Source organism: Lysinibacillus sp. GW823-FHT02G10, assembly GCF_058797135.1.
Genome location: NZ_JBXAJI010000008.1, coordinates 21,148 through 42,097, shown reverse-complemented (window position 1 = coordinate 42,097; position 20,950 = coordinate 21,148). Strand labels below are relative to the sequence as shown.

Annotated in this window: 19 protein-coding genes and 1 riboswitch; of the genes, 14 read left to right on the top strand and 5 right to left on the bottom strand. The window is 37.3% G+C overall.

What is annotated here, in order from left to right; genetic code table 11:
- Positions 1–71 precede the first annotated feature (71 nt).
- Positions 72–1,823: a methyl-accepting chemotaxis protein gene (locus AC1RFD_RS19460; protein WP_004225627.1), complete on the top strand. Its 1,752-nt coding sequence runs from the start codon at positions 72–74 to the stop codon at positions 1,821–1,823.
- Positions 1,824–1,863: 40 nt separating this feature from the next.
- Here the strand turns inward: AC1RFD_RS19460 and AC1RFD_RS19455 are convergent, their stop codons facing one another.
- Positions 1,864–2,457 (bottom strand): metallophosphoesterase family protein, encoded by a 594-nt coding sequence (locus AC1RFD_RS19455; RefSeq protein WP_112116686.1) that lies wholly within the window; start codon positions 2,455–2,457, stop codon positions 1,864–1,866.
- A gap of 244 nt (positions 2,458–2,701) precedes the next feature.
- Here AC1RFD_RS19455 and AC1RFD_RS19450 point away from each other — a divergent pair, with 244 nt between their 5' ends.
- The 9 genes from AC1RFD_RS19450 to AC1RFD_RS19410 all read left to right on the top strand — a co-directional run bounded on the left by AC1RFD_RS19450 (position 2,702) and on the right by AC1RFD_RS19410 (position 15,288).
- Positions 2,702–4,198 carry a class I adenylate-forming enzyme family protein gene (locus AC1RFD_RS19450; RefSeq protein ID WP_492475196.1) on the top strand — a complete coding sequence of 499 codons (1,497 nt, stop codon included), beginning with the start codon at positions 2,702–2,704 and terminating at the stop codon, positions 4,196–4,198.
- A gap of 117 nt (positions 4,199–4,315) precedes the next feature.
- The gene (locus AC1RFD_RS19445; RefSeq protein ID WP_269897872.1) at positions 4,316–5,398 is read left to right on the top strand and encodes a C39 family peptidase; all 1,083 of its coding nucleotides are present in this window, start codon (positions 4,316–4,318) and stop codon (positions 5,396–5,398) included.
- 55 nt (positions 5,399–5,453) lie between these two features.
- Positions 5,454–6,686: a carboxylate--amine ligase gene (locus AC1RFD_RS19440; protein ID WP_492475195.1), complete on the top strand. Its 1,233-nt coding sequence runs from the start codon at positions 5,454–5,456 to the stop codon at positions 6,684–6,686.
- Entirely contained in the window at positions 6,683–7,384 is a 702-nt protein-coding gene (gene cuyB / locus AC1RFD_RS19435; protein WP_066038221.1) for a cysteate racemase, read from the top strand. Before AC1RFD_RS19440 ends, cuyB begins: the two co-directional genes overlap by 4 nt.
- Positions 7,385–7,599: 215 nt before the next feature.
- Positions 7,600–8,748 carry a DEAD/DEAH box helicase gene (locus tag AC1RFD_RS19430; RefSeq protein ID WP_004225614.1) on the top strand — a complete coding sequence of 383 codons (1,149 nt, stop codon included), beginning with the start codon at positions 7,600–7,602 and terminating at the stop codon, positions 8,746–8,748.
- A 1-nt stretch (position 8,749) separates the two neighbouring features.
- Positions 8,750–9,979 (top strand): aminopeptidase, encoded by a 1,230-nt coding sequence (locus AC1RFD_RS19425; protein WP_004225611.1) that lies wholly within the window; start codon positions 8,750–8,752, stop codon positions 9,977–9,979.
- 31 nt (positions 9,980–10,010) lie between these two features.
- A complete protein-coding gene (locus tag AC1RFD_RS19420) occupies positions 10,011–10,913 on the top strand; it encodes an SGNH/GDSL hydrolase family protein (RefSeq protein WP_305210614.1) in 903 nt (300 codons plus the stop codon).
- 140 nt (positions 10,914–11,053) lie between these two features.
- On the top strand, positions 11,054–12,211 hold the full coding sequence (locus AC1RFD_RS19415; protein ID WP_492475194.1) for an exonuclease SbcCD subunit D: 1,158 nt from the start codon (positions 11,054–11,056) through the stop codon (positions 12,209–12,211).
- Complete coding sequence (locus tag AC1RFD_RS19410; RefSeq protein WP_492475193.1) at positions 12,208–15,288, top strand: AAA family ATPase; 3,081 nt, start codon at positions 12,208–12,210, stop codon at positions 15,286–15,288. The genes AC1RFD_RS19415 and AC1RFD_RS19410 overlap by 4 nt, the downstream gene beginning before the upstream one ends.
- Positions 15,289–15,328: 40 nt before the next feature.
- Here AC1RFD_RS19410 and AC1RFD_RS19405 read toward each other — a convergent pair whose 3' ends face one another.
- A complete protein-coding gene (locus tag AC1RFD_RS19405) occupies positions 15,329–15,451 on the bottom strand; it encodes a small protein YxzF (RefSeq protein ID WP_004225603.1) in 123 nt (40 codons plus the stop codon).
- 55 nt (positions 15,452–15,506) lie between these two features.
- Positions 15,507–15,830 carry a magnetosome magnetite crystal formation protein family gene (locus AC1RFD_RS19400; RefSeq protein ID WP_054549009.1) on the bottom strand — a complete coding sequence of 108 codons (324 nt, stop codon included), beginning with the start codon at positions 15,828–15,830 and terminating at the stop codon, positions 15,507–15,509.
- A 125-nt stretch (positions 15,831–15,955) separates the two neighbouring features.
- Positions 15,956–16,063: riboswitch (TPP riboswitch) on the top strand.
- Between the two features lie 134 nt (positions 16,064–16,197).
- Between AC1RFD_RS19400 and thiT the strand changes: the two genes are divergently transcribed.
- Together thiT and map are read left to right on the top strand one after the other, a co-directional pair.
- Positions 16,198–16,758 (top strand): energy-coupled thiamine transporter ThiT, encoded by a 561-nt coding sequence (gene thiT, locus AC1RFD_RS19395; RefSeq protein ID WP_305193708.1) that lies wholly within the window; start codon positions 16,198–16,200, stop codon positions 16,756–16,758.
- 162 nt (positions 16,759–16,920) lie between these two features.
- Positions 16,921–17,676 carry a type I methionyl aminopeptidase gene (gene map, locus AC1RFD_RS19390; RefSeq protein ID WP_048394807.1) on the top strand — a complete coding sequence of 252 codons (756 nt, stop codon included), beginning with the start codon at positions 16,921–16,923 and terminating at the stop codon, positions 17,674–17,676.
- A 29-nt stretch (positions 17,677–17,705) separates the two neighbouring features.
- On the opposite strand, the gene AC1RFD_RS19385 is transcribed toward map, so the two are convergent.
- Positions 17,706–18,419, bottom strand: a complete 714-nt coding sequence (locus AC1RFD_RS19385) for a TspO-related membrane protein (protein WP_066038227.1) — start codon at positions 18,417–18,419, stop codon at positions 17,706–17,708.
- Positions 18,420–18,618: 199 nt separating this feature from the next.
- Between AC1RFD_RS19385 and AC1RFD_RS19380 the strand changes: the two genes are divergently transcribed.
- Together AC1RFD_RS19380 and AC1RFD_RS19375 are read left to right on the top strand one after the other, a co-directional pair.
- The gene (locus AC1RFD_RS19380) at positions 18,619–19,443 is read left to right on the top strand and encodes a polyphosphate kinase 2 family protein (protein WP_048394803.1); all 825 of its coding nucleotides are present in this window, start codon (positions 18,619–18,621) and stop codon (positions 19,441–19,443) included.
- A gap of 160 nt (positions 19,444–19,603) precedes the next feature.
- Positions 19,604–20,191 (top strand): GNAT family N-acetyltransferase, encoded by a 588-nt coding sequence (locus AC1RFD_RS19375; RefSeq protein ID WP_054549012.1) that lies wholly within the window; start codon positions 19,604–19,606, stop codon positions 20,189–20,191.
- Positions 20,192–20,263: 72 nt separating this feature from the next.
- Here AC1RFD_RS19375 and AC1RFD_RS19370 read toward each other — a convergent pair whose 3' ends face one another.
- Positions 20,264–20,827 (bottom strand): beta-class carbonic anhydrase, encoded by a 564-nt coding sequence (locus AC1RFD_RS19370; protein ID WP_004225593.1) that lies wholly within the window; start codon positions 20,825–20,827, stop codon positions 20,264–20,266.
- Positions 20,828–20,950 lie beyond the last annotated feature (123 nt).

Genomic DNA, 20,950 nt, shown 5'->3' with positions numbered 1-20,950 from the left:
AGAGAAATCTATAATTGGCTTTAAAATATTGGTAATTTTATTTTACTTGAATACAACTAGGAGTGGGAGCTATGTTCAAAAGGAAGAAGATTAATCAAAGTTATGATTATTTTTCGGCTACGAAAAATTCAGACATCGAAACAAATGAACGCTTTAAAGAAAAATTGGATTTCCTTGCTTTATCTAGAATTAGAAGAGAATCTGTTGGGTTTTTACGTAAAATTTATGAGAATAATCGACAGCATATACTCGATAATTTTTATGCTCGTCTACTGGAAATCCCAGAGTTTAATCATGTCATCAATACACATTCGACAGTAGAGCGCTTAAAAGGATTATTTGATACACATTTTATTAGCTTATTTGATGATGAATTAGATTTAGATTATGTCTTTAAGCGTCGTAAAATTGCTTATGTTCATGCAAGAATTGGTGTACTACCGAATTGGATGATATCTGCCTATACACTGATTAATCAATTAATCATTCCACTTATTGTCAAAGAACTATCTCGTGATGAAGAAAAAATGCTGGATGTTTTATTGTCTTACGATAGCTTAGTAACAATTGATCAACAAATTATTTTGGAGACCTATATTGAAATTCAAGCAGGATCTGTAGTAAATGGATTAGGTGAAATAATTACTTATAATACACAGTTAGACACCATTAAGGAACTGATTGAATTTCAGGAGATTCAGCAACAGGAGATTGTTGCAGCAGATCAATTAATGCATGAGTTAGACGAAAGTATTGAAGAAATTGCCACATCAGTGGGTGATATTTCAGAGCAAACAAAGCATGCCTTTAAAAAATTAAATCAGGATTTGGAATCATTACAACAAGTATCATCTATTTTACAGACAACCGATGAAGGCCATAAATCAATGCAGGAAGATATTAGGCGTTTAGTTGAGCGTGTAAATAGTGTAGCGAAATTAATGGAATTAATAAAAAAAATAGCAGATCAAACAAATTTGTTGGCTTTAAATGCATCAATAGAGGCCGCTCGTGCTGGAGAAGCAGGAAAAGGTTTTGCGGTTGTTGCAGAGGAAGTTCGGAAACTTGCTGATGATACAAGTACATCTGTCAAATCTATACATACAGATATACAGGAGCTACTTCATATTACCCATAATATTAGTTCATTGACGACTCAATTTTCCCAAGATTTACATCAAGGTGTTACAGATACCTTATATATATCACAGACGCTAGCTGAGCTAAATAAAAACTTACAGCAGCAGGGGGCGCGCTTTGAGGAAATAGCTACAACGACAAAGGTACAGGCACAATCTGCTACTACTATTTCTGAACGTAACCATACAATTACAGAGAGCATGCAAAAAAGTAAGGTAATCGTTTTTGATATGGGCTCTGCCATTTATAAGTTAAGTAAAATGATTGATGGATACCGATCCACAACAATTTCTAAAAATTTTATTATTAGCCAAGAGGATATTATTGAATTAGCTATTACCGATCACCTATTGTGGAGATGGAAAATCTACAATTTGCTACTAGGCTTTGAAACGATGACGGAGCAGGATGTAGGGTCTCCAAAAGAATCACGCCTTGGCGAATGGTACTACGGCACAGGAAAGAAACTGTTAGGTGATGAGCGTGTCTACGCAGAGTTAGAACAACCATTTATTCACGTGCATGATATAGCAAAAAAAGCAGTGCGTGAGTACAATGTAGGCAATAAAACGGGTGCTGAAAAATACCTGAAAGAAATTACGGATGAATCGTATGTTGTAATTGAAAAATTAAAAGAGTTAAAGGAAATTTTATTGAGCGAGAAAAAGCAATATATTCATTAAAAAATGGAAAGCAAGCTAGTCTACATACTAGCTTGCTCTTTTATAGATTAATAGGTGGAACACACATAAATGTCACTGTACGCTTTTGGCTATCATAAAGACACCATTCACGGTGATTGATAACAGAGCCTACATTCACACCATATTGTTTGTCTTGTAACGCAATTGGTTGCCCGTAGCGAATACGAATCGGCAGCTTTTTTTGTTGATGATAAAGACCTGATTCGTGACTATGCCCGAAGAAAAATAATGGTTTTTGAAAGGGTGGGAAAGTCGGTTGCCAGCTTACATTCCACCTAAATTGATGTCCGTGCATAAGCGTGGCTCCATCAATCTCTATTGTCTCTGGTAAAGCTTTAAAACGTTCAATGCCAGTGACCTGAGTAATACGTTCTTCTTGATTGCCTCGAATAGAGGGGAAGGTTAGCAGTTTTTCAAATTCACTTTCTACTATGGCCGCCTTTTGCAAAGGTAAGCCAGATATGGTTTGTGCCTTTTTCTTACTTACAGTGCATTCATATAAATCCCCTAACCCAATGATTGTTGCTTCCTCTGCTGTTTGTTGAATATGAGCTAGAACAGCTTTAGTGTCTTCTATATTAGAATGTAAATCTCCTAAAAGTGCATAAAGCATTTAAACCCGGCCTTTCCTAATAATAATCGTACAAGTATCATACACCTAATAGAAATTACTAGAAAAGTAAAATGTCTAAGAATATTTCGTTACTTCAGCTACATATTTTGAATGTGTGGAAAAATTGCCAAGAAATACATTGCTTGATAAAATATAATCGTAATTTTCAGAATTTTAAGAAGTTTAATAGTTTCCCATTCTTATTTATTCAATAATAATAAAATGAAAGTATGGAGGGCTTATAATGACGAAGTTTATGACAGATATTCTTGAAGACTATGCAGGGCAGCAACCAAATGCGATTGCAACATTGTATGATGGAAAGGCAATAAGCTATCATGATTTTTACCAACGTGTAGAAAGATTTGCGACTTACTTGCAGGAACAAGATTTTAAAAAGGATGATGTGATTGCCCTATATACGCTCAATTCAGATTTATTTTTAATCGCATATTTAGGTATCCAATTAGCTGGATTTATTGTGATGCCAATTAACACTAAATTAGCTGCCCCTGAGGTTGATTTTATTTTTAATCATTCACAAGCAAGGGGCTTAATTTTTGATGAAAGATTAACAGAGGTATTAGAGGAAGTTTCTTATTCATTCCAACATACAATCGGATTTCAAGAAATGAAAAACATAATTGAATATGATAATCGTGCTAGAAAAATTGTGCAATTAGAGGCTGACGATACGGCAGTGGTCATGTATACGTCGGGAACAACAGGTAAACCCAAAGGCGTCATGCTAACGCATCAGAATATCGTGGCTACAGCAGATATTTGGTCGTCTTCTATGAATATGTCTAGCAAGGACAAAATGTTTATTTGTACGCCTTTGTTTCATTGTGCAGGTCTTCATGTATTTGCTATGCCTATGTTTTATAGAGGGGGAACAGTGGTCATTGAAGAAGCATTTTCACCAACTAAAACGTTAGCTCAAATTGTAGCTACTGAGGCGACAATTTTCTTTGGTGTTCCATCTATGTATACCATTATATTAAATACTCCTGGATTCAAGGAACATAGCTTTAATCATTTACGTTTATTATGTTACGGTGCTGCCCCGATGCCTTATGAGCTTGTAAAGCAAGTGAAAGAAGCATTTCCAAATGTAAAGGTTCAAAATCTTTATGGTCAAACTGAAAATTCACCTGCAGCTACCTCTTTATTAGATACGGATGCATTGACGAAAATTGGCTCAGTTGGAAAACCATTAGCACAGACAGAGGTTTGTGTAGTTGATAGTGAAGGAAAGACCGTACCAGCTGGAGAGGTGGGCGAAATATGCGTAAGAGGACCACAAGTAATGAAGGGCTATTTACGCAATCCAGAGGAAACAGCAAGAGCGATTAGGGATGGCTGGTTGTACTCAGGCGATTTAGGACGCTTTGATGAGGAAGGCTATTTATATATTGTAGATCGAAAAAAAGATATGATTATTCGTGGTGGAGAAAATATTTACCCAATCGAAATAGAAGAAGTTCTATATCAAATGCCGGAAATTTTAGAAGCAGCAGTGGTTGGATTGCCACATGAAGTATATGGAGAAGTACCAAAAGCATTTGTTGTGTTAAAGGAAGGGAAGTCTCTTGATGAAAATTCGATACTATCCTATTGTCAAACACGACTTGCCAAATACAAAGTACCTTATGAAATTGAATTTTTAATAGAATTGCCACGAAATGCCTCTGGGAAGGTACTAAAGCATACATTACGGCCGAAAGTGACAACAATTTAAGACAGTTCAATTATCCTTTGGCATAATTGCTATCCAGATTTTTGGGGTTCACTGTCTTGTGTAACTCGCTATTAGTACAAAAAATAGTTACTAAATCAAGATAAAATAGGAACGGCTATGAAAGTATCGTATAATAGAGTCTACGACAAATTGAATAATGAGAATGGCGAAGAGGCTGCTCTTCGCCTTAGAATAGGAGCGGAATTTGTCTTGTGGACGGGGTATAAACGCCTTTTACTTATTGGCATTTTGATTATTATGTTACTTTCAGGCTGTCAGCCATTTTCTTGGCAAGATGCTGAACAAAAAAATCAATTAACGGTTTTAACAGTAGAATTTAATAGCGGGGCACCTATTCCAAATCTTTTCCTTACGGTTACAGATGTACAAACAGGTGATGTAGTGGAAGAAGCGATTGGTTCAGAAGAGGGAGAAGCTATATTTTCGAAGCTAAAGGCAGGGAGAGAATATGCAATTGCGGCAACGACACTTGAAAACAGTACGACAAATAATGGGTATACAACAATCGAGAATTTCACTTACGATACAACAAAGCCCTATTATCGATTGCAAACACACTTTTTAAGAGACGATCAGGAGTTAGATGTCCCTGTTGTCATGCAAAACCCCGAGCTGCCACATGGCTGTGAAATTACTTCACTTACAGCTGTATTAAATTATTTTGGAATGAATGTGTCAAAACTCGAAATGACTGACAAGTATTTACCAAAGCAAGAAATACGAACAGTAGGCAATCAACGTTTTGGACCAAATCCCAATGAAGCTTTTGCAGGTAATCCTCGTGATAAAGCTCGTGGTATGTATGTTTTTGCTGCTCCAATTGTCAAAGCGGCTGAGGCAGTTATTACAGATAAACAAGCTGACTTACATGTCAAAAATATGAGTAACGCCTCACAGGATGACATTTTACAGCTTGTGCGTGAAGGTATTCCTGTCGTGACATGGGTAACGCTAGATTTATCAAAGCCTAAACGAAAAGCAGAAAGAGGCTGGATTTATACAGGGGAAACGACTCGACATGATGCTTTTATGAACTTACATGCAGTCGTCTTAACGGGACATTTAGGTGATAAGGTAGTCGTAATGGATCCTTTAAAAGGGTATGTTACTTACAATGTCGATCAATTTTTCAAAAGTTATCAGGAATTAGGCAAACAAGCTGTAGCTGTTCATAAATAAGCTATAAATCATTAGTATGTTACACTAATAAAAAAGTAAAAGTGAGTTGAGTAGAATGGCCATTGAGCACGTTTTTTTACCTGTTTTACTTGGAGATGAAATGAATGCTTATGGCATGGCCCGAGCATTTTACGAAGCCTATGGTGTGAAGCCACTTGCACTAAACCATACGAACATGGAAAAAATTCAACAAAGTGATTTATGGACTTTTCGCGAGATACCGCGACTTCATATCAAAGAAAGATTTGTGACCGCCCTAAAAGCCATAGCGGAGGAGTTCCGAGACAAAAAATTACTGCTATTAGCCTGTGATGAATTTTATGTCAAAAGAATCGTAGAACACAAAGAAGAGTTAGCAGAGGATTTTCTAGTTCCCTATGTAGACGCCACACTTGCGCATCAACTTTTAACTCGTGAAAGCATGTATGAGCTATGTGCACAATTTGGTTTTCAATACCCTGCTACACATGTATGCACGGTGAATGATTATGAAGACTACAACATGCCATTTGATTATCCAGTTGTCATTAAGCCCATGAATATGACAAAATATGCTACTTGTATTTTTCCTGGTAAGAAAAAAGTATATATTGCATATGATAAGGACGAAAAGGACAGTATATTACGTGCTATCTATAAAGAATCAGCTTATCGTGATGATCTGATGATTCAACAATATATACCAGGTGAAGACGCTAACATGCGTGTTGTTAATGCATATATAGGACAAGATGGGAAGGCAAAACTTCTTGCCGTAGGAAACCCTATTTTAGAAGAACATTCTCCAGAAGGGATAGGACGTTATGTAGCGATTATGACAACCTATCATCAGGAATTAATGGATAATGTTAAGCTATTCCTTGAAGCGATACAATTCCAAGGCTTTGCCACATTTGATATGAAATATGATGATCGTGATGGTCAATATAAATTGTTGAGTATTGAATTACATAATGAACTTTCCAATTATTATGTGACGGCCAGTGGCTTTAATTTAATGCAGTATGTAGCGAACGATTATGTTCGAGGAAGTAAACAACAACTAACATATGTGAGGAACAAGCATCTTTGGACAATTGTACCGAATGGTGTGCTTTTCAAATATGTTCAAAATGAACAACTAGTAATGGAGGCGAAAAGTTTAATTCGTCAAGGTATGGCTACAGATTCTATTTTTAATTATAAGGATATGAATGCAAAACGTTGGTTGAATGTCACGCTTGATAATTTAAGCTTTTATCGTAGCTATAAGAAATATTTTAATAACAAAGGTCTGTCTAACACATGAAAAAACAAACTTTAGGTATAATTGGTGGCGTTGGTCCACTTGCAACAATGTTTATAGGAGAAATGATTGTAAGACGTACGAAAGCACAAAAAGATCAGGATCATTTACATACCATTATTGATAATGATACAAATATTCCTGACCGTACGGCCTTTATTTTAGATAATACAAAGGATAATCCAGTTCCAGTCATTATTGAGGATGCAAAAAAATTAGCTTCGGTAGGAGCAGACATAATAGCGATCCCATGTAATACGGCGCATACGTTTTATCAAGAAATTGAAGAGGGTTCTCCTATACCTGTCTTGCATATGATTCGCGAAACAGCGAAGCGTGCTGCTGATTTAGGAGCAAAGCGAGTAGGTATTTTAGCAACAACAGGCACGTTAACATCACGGATGTATCAGGAAGCACTTGAGGAGTTTGGTATTACACCAGTTGTTCCAGATAATGAAATGAGATCCTATGTGATGTCGATCATTTATGATTATGTCAAGGCTGGGAAGGATGTTACGCTAGAAGATTGGCAACCGATAGAAGAGGCGATGCTAGCACTAAATTGTGATCGAATTGTATTAGGTTGTACAGAGCTATCTGTTGTAAACAGAGATTTAAAGCTAAGTGACATTTATATTGATTCATTAATCGTTTTAGCTGAATGTGCCATTTTAGCTTGTGGTTATGAATTAGTCGATTAGTTGAATTGAAAAGAATCTGCTTGCTTTTCACGGGTAAGCTACAATTCTTGAAAGAGTTGTGGACAGGCTTACTTTCCGTGTTGAGTGAAGCAGATTTTTTATGAAAGGAAGCAATGTTCTCTTGAAACGATTAGACAATTGCTTACGTACATATAAAGTAGGAACCTACGGAGTGTGTTAAACTAGTGTCAAGTAGATAGAAGGTGGGAAATAACATGTCAGTCATAAATTTATTAAAAGAAGAACTACAAGCAAAATGGAACTTTGAAACACCCATGAAAATTCAAGATGAAATGATACCAGCTATGCTTGAAGGCAAAGATATTGTGGCGGAATCACCAACAGGATCAGGTAAAACGTTAGCATATGTCTTACCATTATTAAATAAAGTGAATGGGGCAAAAAAGCAAACACAAGGACTGATTGTAGCTCCCTCGCAAGAGCTCGCTATGCAAATCGTAGAAGTTATTCGTGAGTGGACAGCTGGAACAGACATCACTGTTCAACAGCTGATTGGTGGTGCCAATTCTGCTCGTCAAATTGAAAAGTTGAAGAAAAAGCCAACGATTGTTGTTGGCACACCTGGTCGTTTAAACGAATTAGCACGAGCAGGAAAATTAAAACTCAAAGAAGTCGAAACAGTTATTTTAGATGAATGTGATCAATTACTAAGTCGTGAATACCGTGTTGTAATCAAATCCTTTATCGAAGGTTCTGCCTATGGCCGACAAGTTGTTGTTGTGTCGGCTACGATTACAGAGGAAATTGAATTAGTGGCAAGTCGTATGATGTTTGAGCCACTGCGTTTTAAAATTAAGCCTGAGGACATGTTAAAGGTCGGTAAAGTTGTCCATTCTTTTGTGAAGGTAGAAGAACGTGATAAAACGGATTTCCTGCGCCGACTTTCCCATACAGAGGGTTTAAGAGCGTTGGCTTTTGTTAATAATATCGATCAATTATTAATGAAGGAAACAAAACTACAATACCGTTCAGCACCGATTGTCACGCTCCATTCTGATATGAAGAAAGAAGAACGTAAAAAAGCGTTAGATGCATTCCGTAAAGGAGATGCACGTATTTTAATTGCAACAGATATTGCAGCTCGTGGTTTAGATATTGCAGGTTTAACACATGTTATTCATGTTGATGTCCCACGAACAATTGAACAGTATTTGCATCGTTCTGGTCGTACTGGGCGTGCTGGAGCTGATGGTGAAGTATTAACCTTATTATCTTATCGTGATGAAAAAACCTATAAAAAATGGACAAGGGAAATTCCGGGCAAGCCTGTGCAAAAAATATGGCATGATGGCGAGCTGATTGAAGGTAATTCTAAAACAATTGGACAGAAGCGAGGGAAATAGTATGACATTTGAAGAGAAATTACAGGCATATGCAGAGCTTGCAGTAAAAGTGGGGGTGAATATCCAACCAGGCCAGTACTTATTAGTCAATACATCTGTGGATGCTTTAGATTTTGCCCGTTTAGTTGTAAAAGAGGCTTACAAGGCTGGGGCAGGCCGTGTTCATGTAAACTTTTCCGATGATGAATTGGATCGTGCTTATTTTGAGCATGCATCCGATGAGGAATTTAATCGCTTCCCTGAATGGGTTGTGAAAATGCGTGATGAACTGATTGAACGTAAAGGAGCTCTATTATGGATTGATGCAGCAGATCCTGATAAGCTAACAGGAATTCCAGCAGACAGACTAGCAACACATCAAAAAGTATCAGGGGCAGCATTGAAAAACTATCGCAATGCAGTCATGAAGGATTTAATTGCTTGGTCCATCGTAGCAGTTCCTTCAGCTAAATGGGCAGCAAAGGTTTTCCCTCAATTAACAGAGGAGCAGCAAGTACCTGCATTATGGGAAGCTATCTTTAAAACGGTTCATATTGGAGAAGGCAATGCCGTTGATAATTGGCGTCAGCATGTAGCTAATTTAGAATCTCGTGCACAGCTTTTAAATAATAAAAAGTATGCAAAGCTTCACTATACAGCACCTGGTACAGATTTAACAATCGCTTTAGCACCACAACATAAATGGCTAACTGGTGGTAGTAAAACACCAGAAGATAATGTCTTTGTGGCCAATATGCCAACAGAAGAAGTTTATACACTGCCAATGAAACAAGGTGTAAACGGTTATGTTAGTAATACGAAGCCATTAGTCTATCAGGGCAATATCATCGATGGCTTTAAATTAACATTTGAAGAGGGCAAAATTATTAAGGCAGAGGCAGAAGTAGGACATGATTTATTGCAAGAGCTTATTCAAGTGGATGAAGGCTCAAGCTACTTAGGTGAAGTAGCACTTGTCCCTCACGAGTCACCAATTTCAGCGTCGGAAATTTTATATTTTAATACGCTGTTTGATGAAAATGCTTCAAACCATTTAGCTATTGGTGAGGCATATCCGACTTGCTTAGAGGGTGGTAGAGACCTAGAAAACGGTCAACTTGAAGCATTGGGTGCCAATATTTCTGTGACACACGAAGACTTCATGATTGGCAGTGGTGAAATGGACATCGATGGTATTTTACCAGATGGTACGGTTGAGCCAATTTTCCGCAAGGGTAGCTGGGCATTTTAAATTTTTAGTCAATAAGAAAAGAGGGAAGCAGATGAAACGATTTTGTAGCTTGATAGGTATGACAATAGTATTCATGACAATTTGGGTTTCATCTGCTTTTGCTCAAACAGAAACCTATGTGGCTATTGGCGATTCCTTAGCAGCAGGTCAAACACCCTACAAAGAAATTGATGTAGGGTATAGTGATTTGATTGCCATGAAATTAAGTTCGATTGGTCAATTATCATTTTATACAAAAGAACTTGCTTTTCCTGGCTTTACTACGACAGATGTATTAGAACGAATACGATCTGAGGAAGCGCAAAATTTATTAGCAAATGCGACGCTTATTACAGTTTCGGCAGGGGCTAATGATTTATTACGTCTTGTCCAGGTAAACCCAAATGCAGGGACCTTAGCTTTTTCACAGCTTCAGGCAGATTACGCTTTAAATTTGGCAAGAAAAAATATGCTATCGATTTTGGATGAATTAGAAGAACGTGCGCCTAAAGCAAAAATCTATGTTATAGGGTATTATTTTGCTTATCCAACAGTTCATCCGACGCAAAAAGAAGGAACCAATGCCCAGCTAGTTAGATTAAATACGATTTTACAACAACAAGCAGAGATAGCTGGCGCAGCTTATATAAATGTCTATGATGCCTTTGGATTGAATGCAACCAACTACTTACCAAATAGTGCTGATGTTCATCCAAATATTGAAGGCTATCGACAAATGGCTAACTCATTTTTACAAGTTTATAGTGGTAGTGATGCTTTAAACATCTCTTCAGCAGAATTGCCAAAGCCAAATCCCAAGTCATTTGAGGAAATCCTAAAGCAACAATCATCAGCGAAACCTCAGAAGCAAAATGTGACACAACATCAATCTCCTCGTATGACTTACGTAATTCAGGGATTCCCGGGATATAAGGCATTTATCAAATATATCTAAATAGCAGGTATCTAAGGCATCTTACTTATAAGATGCTTTTTTCTATGAAAACCAATTTTGGCTAGAACTACTAAACCTTTAGTGTTCACTAGATTGGGAATAGTCATGCTAAAATATAGAGAAGACTAGGAGGTACTAGAATGAAAATATTTCATACAGCAGATTGGCATTTAGGAAAGCTTGTTCAAGGTGTCTATATGACAGAAGATCAACATTATATTCTTCAACAATTTATACAAGCGATTGATGAGGAAAAACCAGATGTAATTATCATCGCAGGTGATTTATATGATCGTTCGATGCCTCCTATTGAGGCAGTTAATTTACTAAATGATGTATTAGCGAAAATAGTATTAGAGAAGAAGATTCCTGTTCTAGCAGTGGCGGGAAATCATGATAGTGCAGGTCGTTTAAATTTTGGTAGCCGTTTAATGAGTGATAGTGGTTTATATATTAAGGGCCAATTTACAAAAAATCATGCCCCTATTATTTTGAATGATCAACATGGGGAAGTACATTTTCACCTAGTGCCCTATGCAGAGCCAGCTGCTATTCGCAACATCTTTGAAGATGAATCAATCCGTTCTCATCAAGACGCCATGCAAAAAATTATTGAGTATATCACGAAAGACATGGACACAAGTAAGCGTCATGTTTTTGTTGGACATGCCTTTGTGACGAAGTATGGTGAGGAGAAAGCAAATACTAGTGATTCCGAGCGACCCCTTTCCATTGGAGGCTCAGATTGTGTGAATGCAGCTTTATTCAAACCTTTTCACTATACGGCGCTTGGGCACTTACATAAGGCACATTTTGTTTTAAACGAAACCATACGCTATGCAGGCTCTATCTTAAAGTACTCGTTATCTGAGCATTTACATGAGAAAGGATTTTTAATCATCGAATTAGATGAGCAAGGTAACACCACAGTAAGTAAAAGAAAGCTTGTGCCAAGAAGAGATCTACGAGTAGTAGAAGGTCAATTAGAGGAGTTATTAGCGCTCACACCAAGTGAGGATTATGTATTTGTTAGATTGACGGATAAAATATCTGTGACTTCACCGATGGAACGTATTCGTAGTGTATTTCCGCACGCTATGCATGTGGAGCGGAAGGTACTAAGACAAGATATGCCACGTGAACTACAAGTAGTAGAAGCTGAAAAACTAGAAGATATTGATTTATTCCGTTCATTCTTCACCAATATTATTGGCATTCAGCCTGATGAAGATACGGAACGCCTCTTCACAGAGATGTTACAGGAGTTATTAGATGAGGAGCGAGAGACTGTAAAATGAAGCCTTTAAAGTTAACAATTACAGCGTTTGGTCCATATAAAGACACGGAAGTAATTGATTTTCAAGAGCTAGGGGAGCATCGATTGTTTGCCATTTCTGGAAAAACTGGTGCTGGTAAAACAACCATTTTCGATGCTATTTGCTATGCTCTTTACGGATCAGGTAGTGGGGAGGACCGGCAGGATACAGCTTTACTAAGAAGCGGCTTTGCACATGATGAAGTTTATACAGCTGTAGAACTCGTCTTTGAAATGCATGGAAAGGTCTATCAAATAGTACGACAGCCAGGTCATATTAAAGAAAAAAATAAAACGGTTACTGGAAAGAAAATAGAGCTAGCAGAAGTAAAAGACGGAAAGCTAGATTATAGCATTGTAGAGAAACAGCAAACGCTTGAAGTCGATAAGAAAGTGCAGGAAATCATAGGTCTCACAAAAGATCAATTTAGCCAAATTGTCATGCTACCTCAAGGTGAATTTAGAAAACTATTAACCTCTGATTCAACAAATAAAGAAGTAATTTTACGGAAAATCTTTAAAACAGATCGTTTCGGTGTCATGGCGAAAAAGCTTGATGCCAAGCGTAAAGAAGCAGAAAGTGATCTTGAGCGTGCCAAACAATTAAAGGAACATTTACTAGGTCAAATTGTGGGCGCCTTACCACAACGTTCTTCCGCTTTATTTACATTGATTGCTGATAATACCGAAAATTTACATCAACTGACAGAGGCACTTGATGAGGAGCTTAGCTACTATAAGAAATGTGGAGAAGATGAACAGTCATACTATGAAGAAGCATATAGCCTTCATCAAAAAGAGCAGGAATATTATCGCTTAGCAAAAACGCTAAATGAGCAATTTGATGAACAAGCTAATCGACAGCAACGGCTGCAAATGCTTTTACAACAGCAGGATTTATACCAAGCAAAGGAGAAGGAGATTGCTTTAGCAGAACAAGCAGAGCGACTTGTGCTGCTCGAACAACAATGCAAGGATTTACGTGCTGAACTGAATGTTAAAGAGATAGCATTTCAACAAGCAAAGGTTAAGCAACAGCAGTCACAAGAAAAGTTGCAAGAAGCGCAAGAAAACTATGAGATAGAGCAGGCTAAAGAATCTGAACGACAGCAAATCTTACAGCAGGAAATGCAGATGTTAGCGCTATTACCGAAATTTGAAGCCTATGAAAACAATATACAGCAGCTGCAAATAGCGGAGCAATATGCTGAAAATGCAAAACGAGCAGTAAATGATAACGTCAAACTTTTGGAAAATGAACAAGAGCAATTACATCATTTTTCTCAATCATTAGAAGGCTATGAAAAACAGGTTGAACCCTATGAAAGCTATTTAGAACAATTACCGAAACTACGGGAACAGGTTGCTTTAATCAAGCAAGCAGATAAATATAAACATGCCGTTGATTTAGCTAAGCAGGATGTAGCTGCTTCAGAAAGTCTCTATCAAGAAAGTAAAGAGGCTCTTCAACTTTTGCAGCAACGATGGCTGACAAGTCAAGCTAGTATTTTAGCAGAACAACTGAAGGAAGGAGAACCCTGTCCTGTTTGTGGTAGTATGACACATCAAAAAGCACACAATGAGCAACTGGAAGTTATTGAGCTTGCTCAAGTGGAAGCATTAAGAGCGAAGGCATCATCAGACGAGCGTAAGTATTTAGAGAAAGAGGCATTTTTAGCATCAGCGCAGCAACTTCTTCAAGATACATGGCGACAACTCGAGGCTCAGCATATTAAACAAGAAGACCAACCACAGATCACCGCTACTTTACATGAAGTGGAACAAGAGATTGCTGCATTAAAAATTATTCAACATCAATTAGCTGATGTGCGATTAAAAATAAAGCATCAGCATGACCGAATAGAGCAGCTACGAAATAAGCATATGAAGCTAGAGCAATATTTAGCAGAGCAGATAAAAGAATGGACAAAATTACAAGCGGTTGTAGACGAACAACTTAAGCAGATGCCCCCTAATTTACCAACTTTACAGCAATTAAAGCAACAACTAAATGAAGTTAGTAAACAGAAAGAAGAGCTTCAAAAAAGTTGGCAAGTGAGTCAAGAAAATTTGCATGCAGCAAAGGAAGCAGCTAGCAATGCAACACTAACTGTAGAAATTGCCAAACAGTCCTTTGAGGAATTACAGCTTAAAATGAATGAAAAGCTTCAGCAATTTTCAGCAGATATGCAAGAAATAGGTTTCGAAAGCTATGAGGCTTATGCAACTGCTAAACGGAGTGCCATACAATTGGATGCACTTCGAAAAGCATGTAGCGACTATGCTTTACAAGTACACACGTTGCAAATTCAGATTACCGAAGGGGCTACATACCTTCAAGGAAAAGAGAAGCAAGATTTAGAGGCGATGGAAGCAAGAGTAGAACAGCAGCGAATTTCCTATGAGGAAGCATTTAAACGTTTGCAACAGATGAATGGCTTTATACAAGCATGCCAAGGCTTTAGTGAAAGGGTGGAAGAAATAGCGAAAGAGCTTCATTTACTTGAACAAGAAGCAGGACGAGTAAAGGAGCTCTATGGATTATTAAATGGACAAAATTCGAAAAAGCTATCCTTTGAGCGTTATATACAAATTAACTACTTAGATCAAATTACAGAAGCTGCCAATATACGTCTGTATCATTTATCAAACGGTCAATATGAGCTTAGACGTTCAGATAGATTAGAAAAGCATGCGAAGCAAAGTGGCCTTGGTCTTGATGTTTATGATGCTTATACAGATCAATTACGAGATGTCAAAACTTTATCAGGTGGCGAAAAGTTTAATGCTTCGTTGAGCCTTGCATTGGGGATGGCAGATGTGATTCAAAGCTACCAAGGTAATATTCATATTGAAACGATGTTTATTGATGAGGGCTTTGGCTCGCTCGATGAGGAATCACTAAATAAAGCAATCGATACATTAATTGATTTGCAGGATTCTGGTCGTATGATTGGCGTTATTTCGCATGTGCCTGAATTGAAATCTGCGATGCCAGCAGTTTTACATGTGGAAAAAACATTAAATGGCCATAGTCAAACCCATTTTGAAGTGAAATAAAACGAAGGCGTATTTCCTCTAAAAGGAATACGCCTCCGTTTTATTTTTTTCGAGTTGTGGTTGTAGGCGTTGTGCCCTTTTTTGCAGCCATTACTTTTTTTACGATAGGAATAACAATAGGTGCTAACTTAACGGCAGTTTTTACAACGTTTGATACTTTCATCCCAAAACAGCTCCTTTTACAATTACTACTACCTGTTTCACTTAAAAATAAAACATTAACGGATAACACGAACAGCCTGAATTATATTCCAAATCACAATACCTAGTGAGACGAGAGCATAGATGGCGAATGAAACAAACCAAATAATCATCACTGTATTATTACTGGAGGTTGGATCTAAACTAAATGTGGAAAAAACAAAGACAATAAAGAACAGGATGCCAAAAACAAAAGGAACTAAATGAGAGACAAGTGCACGAATCGAATGTTTTTTTACATCACTATCTTTAGTCACGAAATATACAATTAATGGAACGATAAAAGGGGCGAAGAAAATACTAAGATAACTAAAGGCAGCTAAAATTTTTTGATTCTCCATAGTTGTACCTCCTTTTTAAATATTTACGCATGAAAAACAGCAAAGTTTCAAAAAAATGATGTATGGAAGGTTGTAATCCTTCAATCCTTTGCGTACAATGAGAGTGTTCAAATAAATTCAGATGTAACGACCACAAGGGGAGCTGATGATGTCAGCTGAGACTGGGCACGTAATGCCTTGACTCTTCGAACCTGTAAGTTAACGCTTGCGTAGGGATGTGGATAGAAACCGACACTTGTACGATGTGAGGCTCTGTCCTGACATCGTTTTTTCGTCCGTAAAGGAAAAAAGGTGTCAGAAAGAGACATATCAGCGCTTTTCTATTCCTGCTCTTGTATCCTACATCGGAACAAAGGAGAGAATATGTATGGACAAAAAAAGACTATTAATGCTAGTGGAGATTGCGATTTTTGCAGCGATAGGTCTCGTACTGGATCAGGTTTCCTTTAAAGTATGGGCACAAGGCGGCTCAGTTAGTCTTGTTATGGTACCGATTATGTTAATAGCATTTCGCTGGGGCTTAGTAGCTGGTCTTACTACGGGACTACTTGTGGGTGTTATGCAAACAATGTTTGGTTCTTATATCGTGCACTGGCTACAAGGATTACTAGATTATGGTGTTGCTTTTACTGTTGTAGGATTAGCGGCGCTTGTACGTGGACCAGTGTTAGACGCTGCTAAACATATGAACAAAACAAAAATGGCACTTTATATAATCATAGGTACCGTTATCGCGGGCTTCTTACGATACACAGCACATACAATTGCTGGTGCTGTATTTTTTGCCGAATATGCGGGTGACCAGAATGCATGGATCTATTCCATCATCTACAATGGTACATATATGCTACCAGCAACCATTTTAACGGCTGTCGTTGGTGTTCTTTTATTCACAGCCGCTCCCCAATTAATGCAAAGAAAAGCTTAATGCTAGTCCCTTCACGTGAGTGGAGGGACTTTTTTGTCTTGAATAACTCTTTTAGCACTTTGCAAAGTAGGAAAGCATACAATATTTAAAGCGTTTATCGTTATACGCATAAAAAGTTATGTTATATTAAAGAATAGATATTAGATGAAAGGGACGTTATACATGATTGTAAAAACGCAAGAAGAGATTGAAGCTTTTAAAAAAATAGGACGCATTTGTGCTGAAATTCGCGAAGCAATGAAAGCTGCCACAAAACCAGGTGTTACAACACTTGAGCTTGATGAAATTGCTGGTCGCATGTTTGCAGAGGCTGGCGCTATTTCAGGACCAAAGGGAGAATATGATTTTCCAGGGTATACATGTATTAGCGTCAATGAAGAAGTAGCACATGGTATTCCAGGAAAGCGTGTTATTCAAGAGGGAGATATCGTAAATATTGATGTTTCAGGCTCTTTAAATGGCTATTTTGCTGACACAGGTATTTCATTTGTTGTGGGTGATGGCTATGAGGACAAAGAAAAGCTTTGCCGTGTTGCTAAAAGTGCCTTTGATCGAGCAATGACAAAGGTAAAGGCTGGATCTAAATTAAATCAAATTGGTAAAGCTGTTGAACGCGAGGCAAATGCTAATGGGTTAACTGTTATTATGAATTTAACAGGTCATGGCTTAGGTCAATCTTTACATGATGAACCAAACCATATTTTAAATTATTACGATGCATGGGATACTACTATTATGAAAGAAGGTATGGTCCTTGCGGTTGAGCCATTTATCTCAGCAAATGCAGAGCATATCGTAGAAGCAGGTGATGGCTGGACATTCGTGACGCCTGATAAATCACTTGTAGCACAAATCGAACATTCAGTCATTGTAACAAAAGATAAACCAATTATCTTAACGTCATTAGACGAAGAATAGGATGTAATGAAAAAATCCTGCTAACCAATTTATTTTTGGTAGGCAGGATTTTTTTTAATAAATAAAATGCCAACAAAGAGAACACCGCATAAAAATAAAGCAGCTGTAGTGACAAGTAGCTCATCAAAACCATTATGTATGGCGATTCCAATATAAGCCCAAATAAAAACACTTGGATACACAACATCAAAGTGATGGAAACGGATATGTAGCGCAATGGCTCCTCCTAAAGTAAGTAAAATCACTGCCCAAAGAGGCGTACTAAGACCAAAGCCGTTCCAACCATAAGCCGTTAACGTAAAGCTTGTATTTGTGATAAAAATAAATGTCATCCATGCTAAATAAATAGAGAAAGGAATACGACCAAACAAGGATTTGTCCTGAAGAGGGTACGTATTATACAACATAAACAAATACAAGACTAAGAGTAATGTAATGCCAAGAGAAACAATAAATAACTCATGGTGCCAGACATATATCGTCAATGCTTGTAATATATTTATGCAACTAAAAAGCGCAGACTGTTTCAAAGTTGTCTTTTTCATGTTCATAACTAACCAATAACCGAGCAAAAAATAAATGATAATCCAAATTACATGACTTACACTAACTGGTGCAAATACAACAGAAAAACGATTAGCGATTTCTAGCGAAGATTGACCGTTGATGTTCACGAAAAAGGATGAAAAGGTTAGGATGATTGAGACAAGATAAGAGATTGTCATCAAGATAAACCGAGGCATGTTTTCCTCTCCCTTCGTGTTAGATTGTATAGGGAAAAGACAAATAAGTATAGTACTGTCACTTTTTTTATTATAACGGAAATTTCCAACAATGTATCGTGTTGTTTTACTATTAATACCTACAATTTACCATGTCTGATAGGCATCCATATATTTCTTTAGTACAATAAGAATAGCCAAATAAAAGGAGTGAAGTTTCATGACACAAAATTTGAAAAATCTAGATCTAACTGTTGAACTAGACAAAAAGATGTATAAAAAGAAATTAAAAGTACTCCAATATGAAATGTTGAACGCACAACAATTTTTATTAAAAAACAAGATTGGCTTGATCTTGGTATTTGAAGGAATGGATGCAGCTGGTAAAGGTGGCGCTATTAAACGATTAATCGAACGTGTCGATCCCCGCGGTTATGTTGTACATCCTATTTCTGCTCCTCAAGCTCATGAATTACGCTACAATTATTTACAACGATTTTGGAGAAAATTGCCTCAACATGGGCAAATCGCTATTTTTGATCGCTCGTGGTATGGCCGCGTACTAGTAGAACGCATCGAAGGATTCGCAACAAAGGATGAATGGTCTCGTGCTTATGAAGAAATTAATAATTTCGAGAAGATTTTAACTGCAGGAGATTACATAATTATTAAGTTCTGGCTTCATGTTTCAGATGAGGAGCAATTAAAACGCTTTAAAGAACGTGAACAAAACCCTTATAAATCTTGGAAGTTAACAGCCGAGGATTGGCGCAATCGAGATAAAACACCTCAGTATATTGAAGCAGCAAATGCGATGTTTGAAAAGACAGATAAAAAAGATGCACCATGGGTCTTAGTCGCTGGAGATGACAAAAAGTATGCACGTGTTCAGGTGCTACAGGAAACTATTGCACACATTGAACGAGAGGCTCAAAGGCGTGGTCTTCATTTAACAAATGTGTTAGACAATACTCAACTAGAGGATGCTGATTCCTCCAGCTTAGAAATAGTAAACGAGAAAAAGAAAGAACAAAAAACTAAATAATTGAATTGTGCTGCTATGACAATAAGACATAAGCTGTTTTGGTTGTAGCAGCCTGTTTTTTTACATACAATGAAATATAAATAGGGTTTGCAATTATGGCTTGTAGCCAATGAAACAAAGAGAAATGTATTGATTTTTATTGGAAGGCTAGTGTGGAGAAATGGTGCTTAAAATTTGGAATCTATTAAGAAAAAAGGGTGGGAATGTGGTAACAATAAAGGGGGAAAAATGCTACATCCGCACATTCCAAGAAAAAGATGCACGAAGTTTAACGGGTCTCGTAAGCCGTAATAAATACTTTTGGTCTATATACGAGCCACTGCAAAGACCTGAATACTATACAGTCGATGCTCAATACAAAAAAATTCAAGAAAGTCTCTATTTAATGGAGTCTAAGCGTGAATTTACTTTTGGTATTTTTGAGCATAGTACAAATAATCTAATAGGGCATATTGCACTTTATGCTGTCAAACGCTTACCGTACTCGAGTGCATTTGTTGGCTATGCGATGGATGAGATTTATGTTGGAAAGGGCATTGTCACAGAAGCTGTGAATATGGTGGTCCGATTTGCATTTGAACAAATTGGTCTACATCGTGTAGAGGCCTACGTATCGACACAAAATAATGCCTCCATGCGTGTATTAGAGAAGGCTGGATTTCAGCAGGAGGGTCTGCTAAGAAAGCTACTGTATATCAATGGTCATTGGGTAGATCACTATATGTATGCACGTTTAGAGGATGAATAGAAAAATAAGTGCCTATCTTCCACATAGAGAGGATAGGCACTTGCTCTTTTATTAATGTATGAAGAAATAATTTTATTGTTTATTTCCATCTTCAATTAAATCTAGATGACCTGTATTTGGATCAATTATTAAACCATGAACAGGTACGTCTTTTACCATTAATGGATGATTACGAATTGTATCGACACTTTTCTTAACACTTGTTGCTACATCACCGAAACCTCGTAAAAATTCTTTCAAATCAAAACCAGAATATTCCAACATTTTGATTGTTTCTGGATCGATGCCTCGTTGTACCATTTCGCTAAGCATGGCGTCAGGATCAACCGCACTCATACCACAGTCATAATGTCCAACAACATACACTTCATCAGCTTGTAGGCCGTAGACAGCAACTAATAAACTACGCATAACTGCACCGAAAGGATGGCTCACTAACGCACCAGCACTTTTCACTATTTTTACATCGCCATTACGCAAATTCATCGCTTTTGGTAAAAGCTCTACAAGACGAGTATCCATACAAGATAAAACAACAATACGTTTATCAGGATATTTCGTAGTGATGAATGGCTCATATTTTTTTTCTTGTACAAACTCTTTGTTAAATTCTAGAATATCTTGTAACATTGTCATGAATATTGCTCCCTTCCTTACAAAAAATATTGTAGAGCAAAATTTTCAATATGCAAACAATAAAGACTTTATTCAGATAATTTTTACAATAAAGGAGCAGTTTCATACGCTTTAGTAGATGAA

Excerpts from the sequence above, each read along its gene's own strand:
- AC1RFD_RS19370 (WP_004225593.1), bottom strand. The coding sequence starts at position 20,827 with ATGACAATGTTACAAGATATTCTAGAATTTAACAAAGAGTTTGTACAA.
- AC1RFD_RS19385 (WP_066038227.1), bottom strand. The coding sequence starts at position 18,419 with ATGCCTCGGTTTATCTTGATGACAATCTCTTATCTTGTCTCAATCATC.
- AC1RFD_RS19440 (WP_492475195.1), top strand. The coding sequence starts at position 5,454 with ATGGCCATTGAGCACGTTTTTTTACCTGTTTTACTTGGAGATGAAATG.
- AC1RFD_RS19380 (WP_048394803.1), top strand. The coding sequence starts at position 18,619 with ATGACACAAAATTTGAAAAATCTAGATCTAACTGTTGAACTAGACAAA.
- AC1RFD_RS19405 (WP_004225603.1), bottom strand. The coding sequence starts at position 15,451 with ATGAAAGTATCAAACGTTGTAAAAACTGCCGTTAAGTTAGCACCTATT.
- cuyB (WP_066038221.1), top strand. The coding sequence starts at position 6,683 with ATGAAAAAACAAACTTTAGGTATAATTGGTGGCGTTGGTCCACTTGCA.
- thiT (WP_305193708.1), top strand. The coding sequence starts at position 16,198 with ATGGACAAAAAAAGACTATTAATGCTAGTGGAGATTGCGATTTTTGCA.
- AC1RFD_RS19450 (WP_492475196.1), top strand. The coding sequence starts at position 2,702 with ATGACGAAGTTTATGACAGATATTCTTGAAGACTATGCAGGGCAGCAA.
- AC1RFD_RS19415 (WP_492475194.1), top strand. The coding sequence starts at position 11,054 with ATGAAAATATTTCATACAGCAGATTGGCATTTAGGAAAGCTTGTTCAA.
- AC1RFD_RS19460 (WP_004225627.1), top strand. The coding sequence starts at position 72 with ATGTTCAAAAGGAAGAAGATTAATCAAAGTTATGATTATTTTTCGGCT.
- AC1RFD_RS19425 (WP_004225611.1), top strand. The coding sequence starts at position 8,750 with ATGACATTTGAAGAGAAATTACAGGCATATGCAGAGCTTGCAGTAAAA.
- AC1RFD_RS19375 (WP_054549012.1), top strand. The coding sequence starts at position 19,604 with ATGGTGCTTAAAATTTGGAATCTATTAAGAAAAAAGGGTGGGAATGTG.
- AC1RFD_RS19445 (WP_269897872.1), top strand. The coding sequence starts at position 4,316 with ATGAAAGTATCGTATAATAGAGTCTACGACAAATTGAATAATGAGAAT.
- map (WP_048394807.1), top strand. The coding sequence starts at position 16,921 with ATGATTGTAAAAACGCAAGAAGAGATTGAAGCTTTTAAAAAAATAGGA.
- AC1RFD_RS19400 (WP_054549009.1), bottom strand. The coding sequence starts at position 15,830 with ATGGAGAATCAAAAAATTTTAGCTGCCTTTAGTTATCTTAGTATTTTC.
- AC1RFD_RS19455 (WP_112116686.1), bottom strand. The coding sequence starts at position 2,457 with ATGCTTTATGCACTTTTAGGAGATTTACATTCTAATATAGAAGACACT.
- AC1RFD_RS19420 (WP_305210614.1), top strand. The coding sequence starts at position 10,011 with ATGAAACGATTTTGTAGCTTGATAGGTATGACAATAGTATTCATGACA.
- AC1RFD_RS19430 (WP_004225614.1), top strand. The coding sequence starts at position 7,600 with ATGTCAGTCATAAATTTATTAAAAGAAGAACTACAAGCAAAATGGAAC.
- AC1RFD_RS19410 (WP_492475193.1), top strand. The coding sequence starts at position 12,208 with ATGAAGCCTTTAAAGTTAACAATTACAGCGTTTGGTCCATATAAAGAC.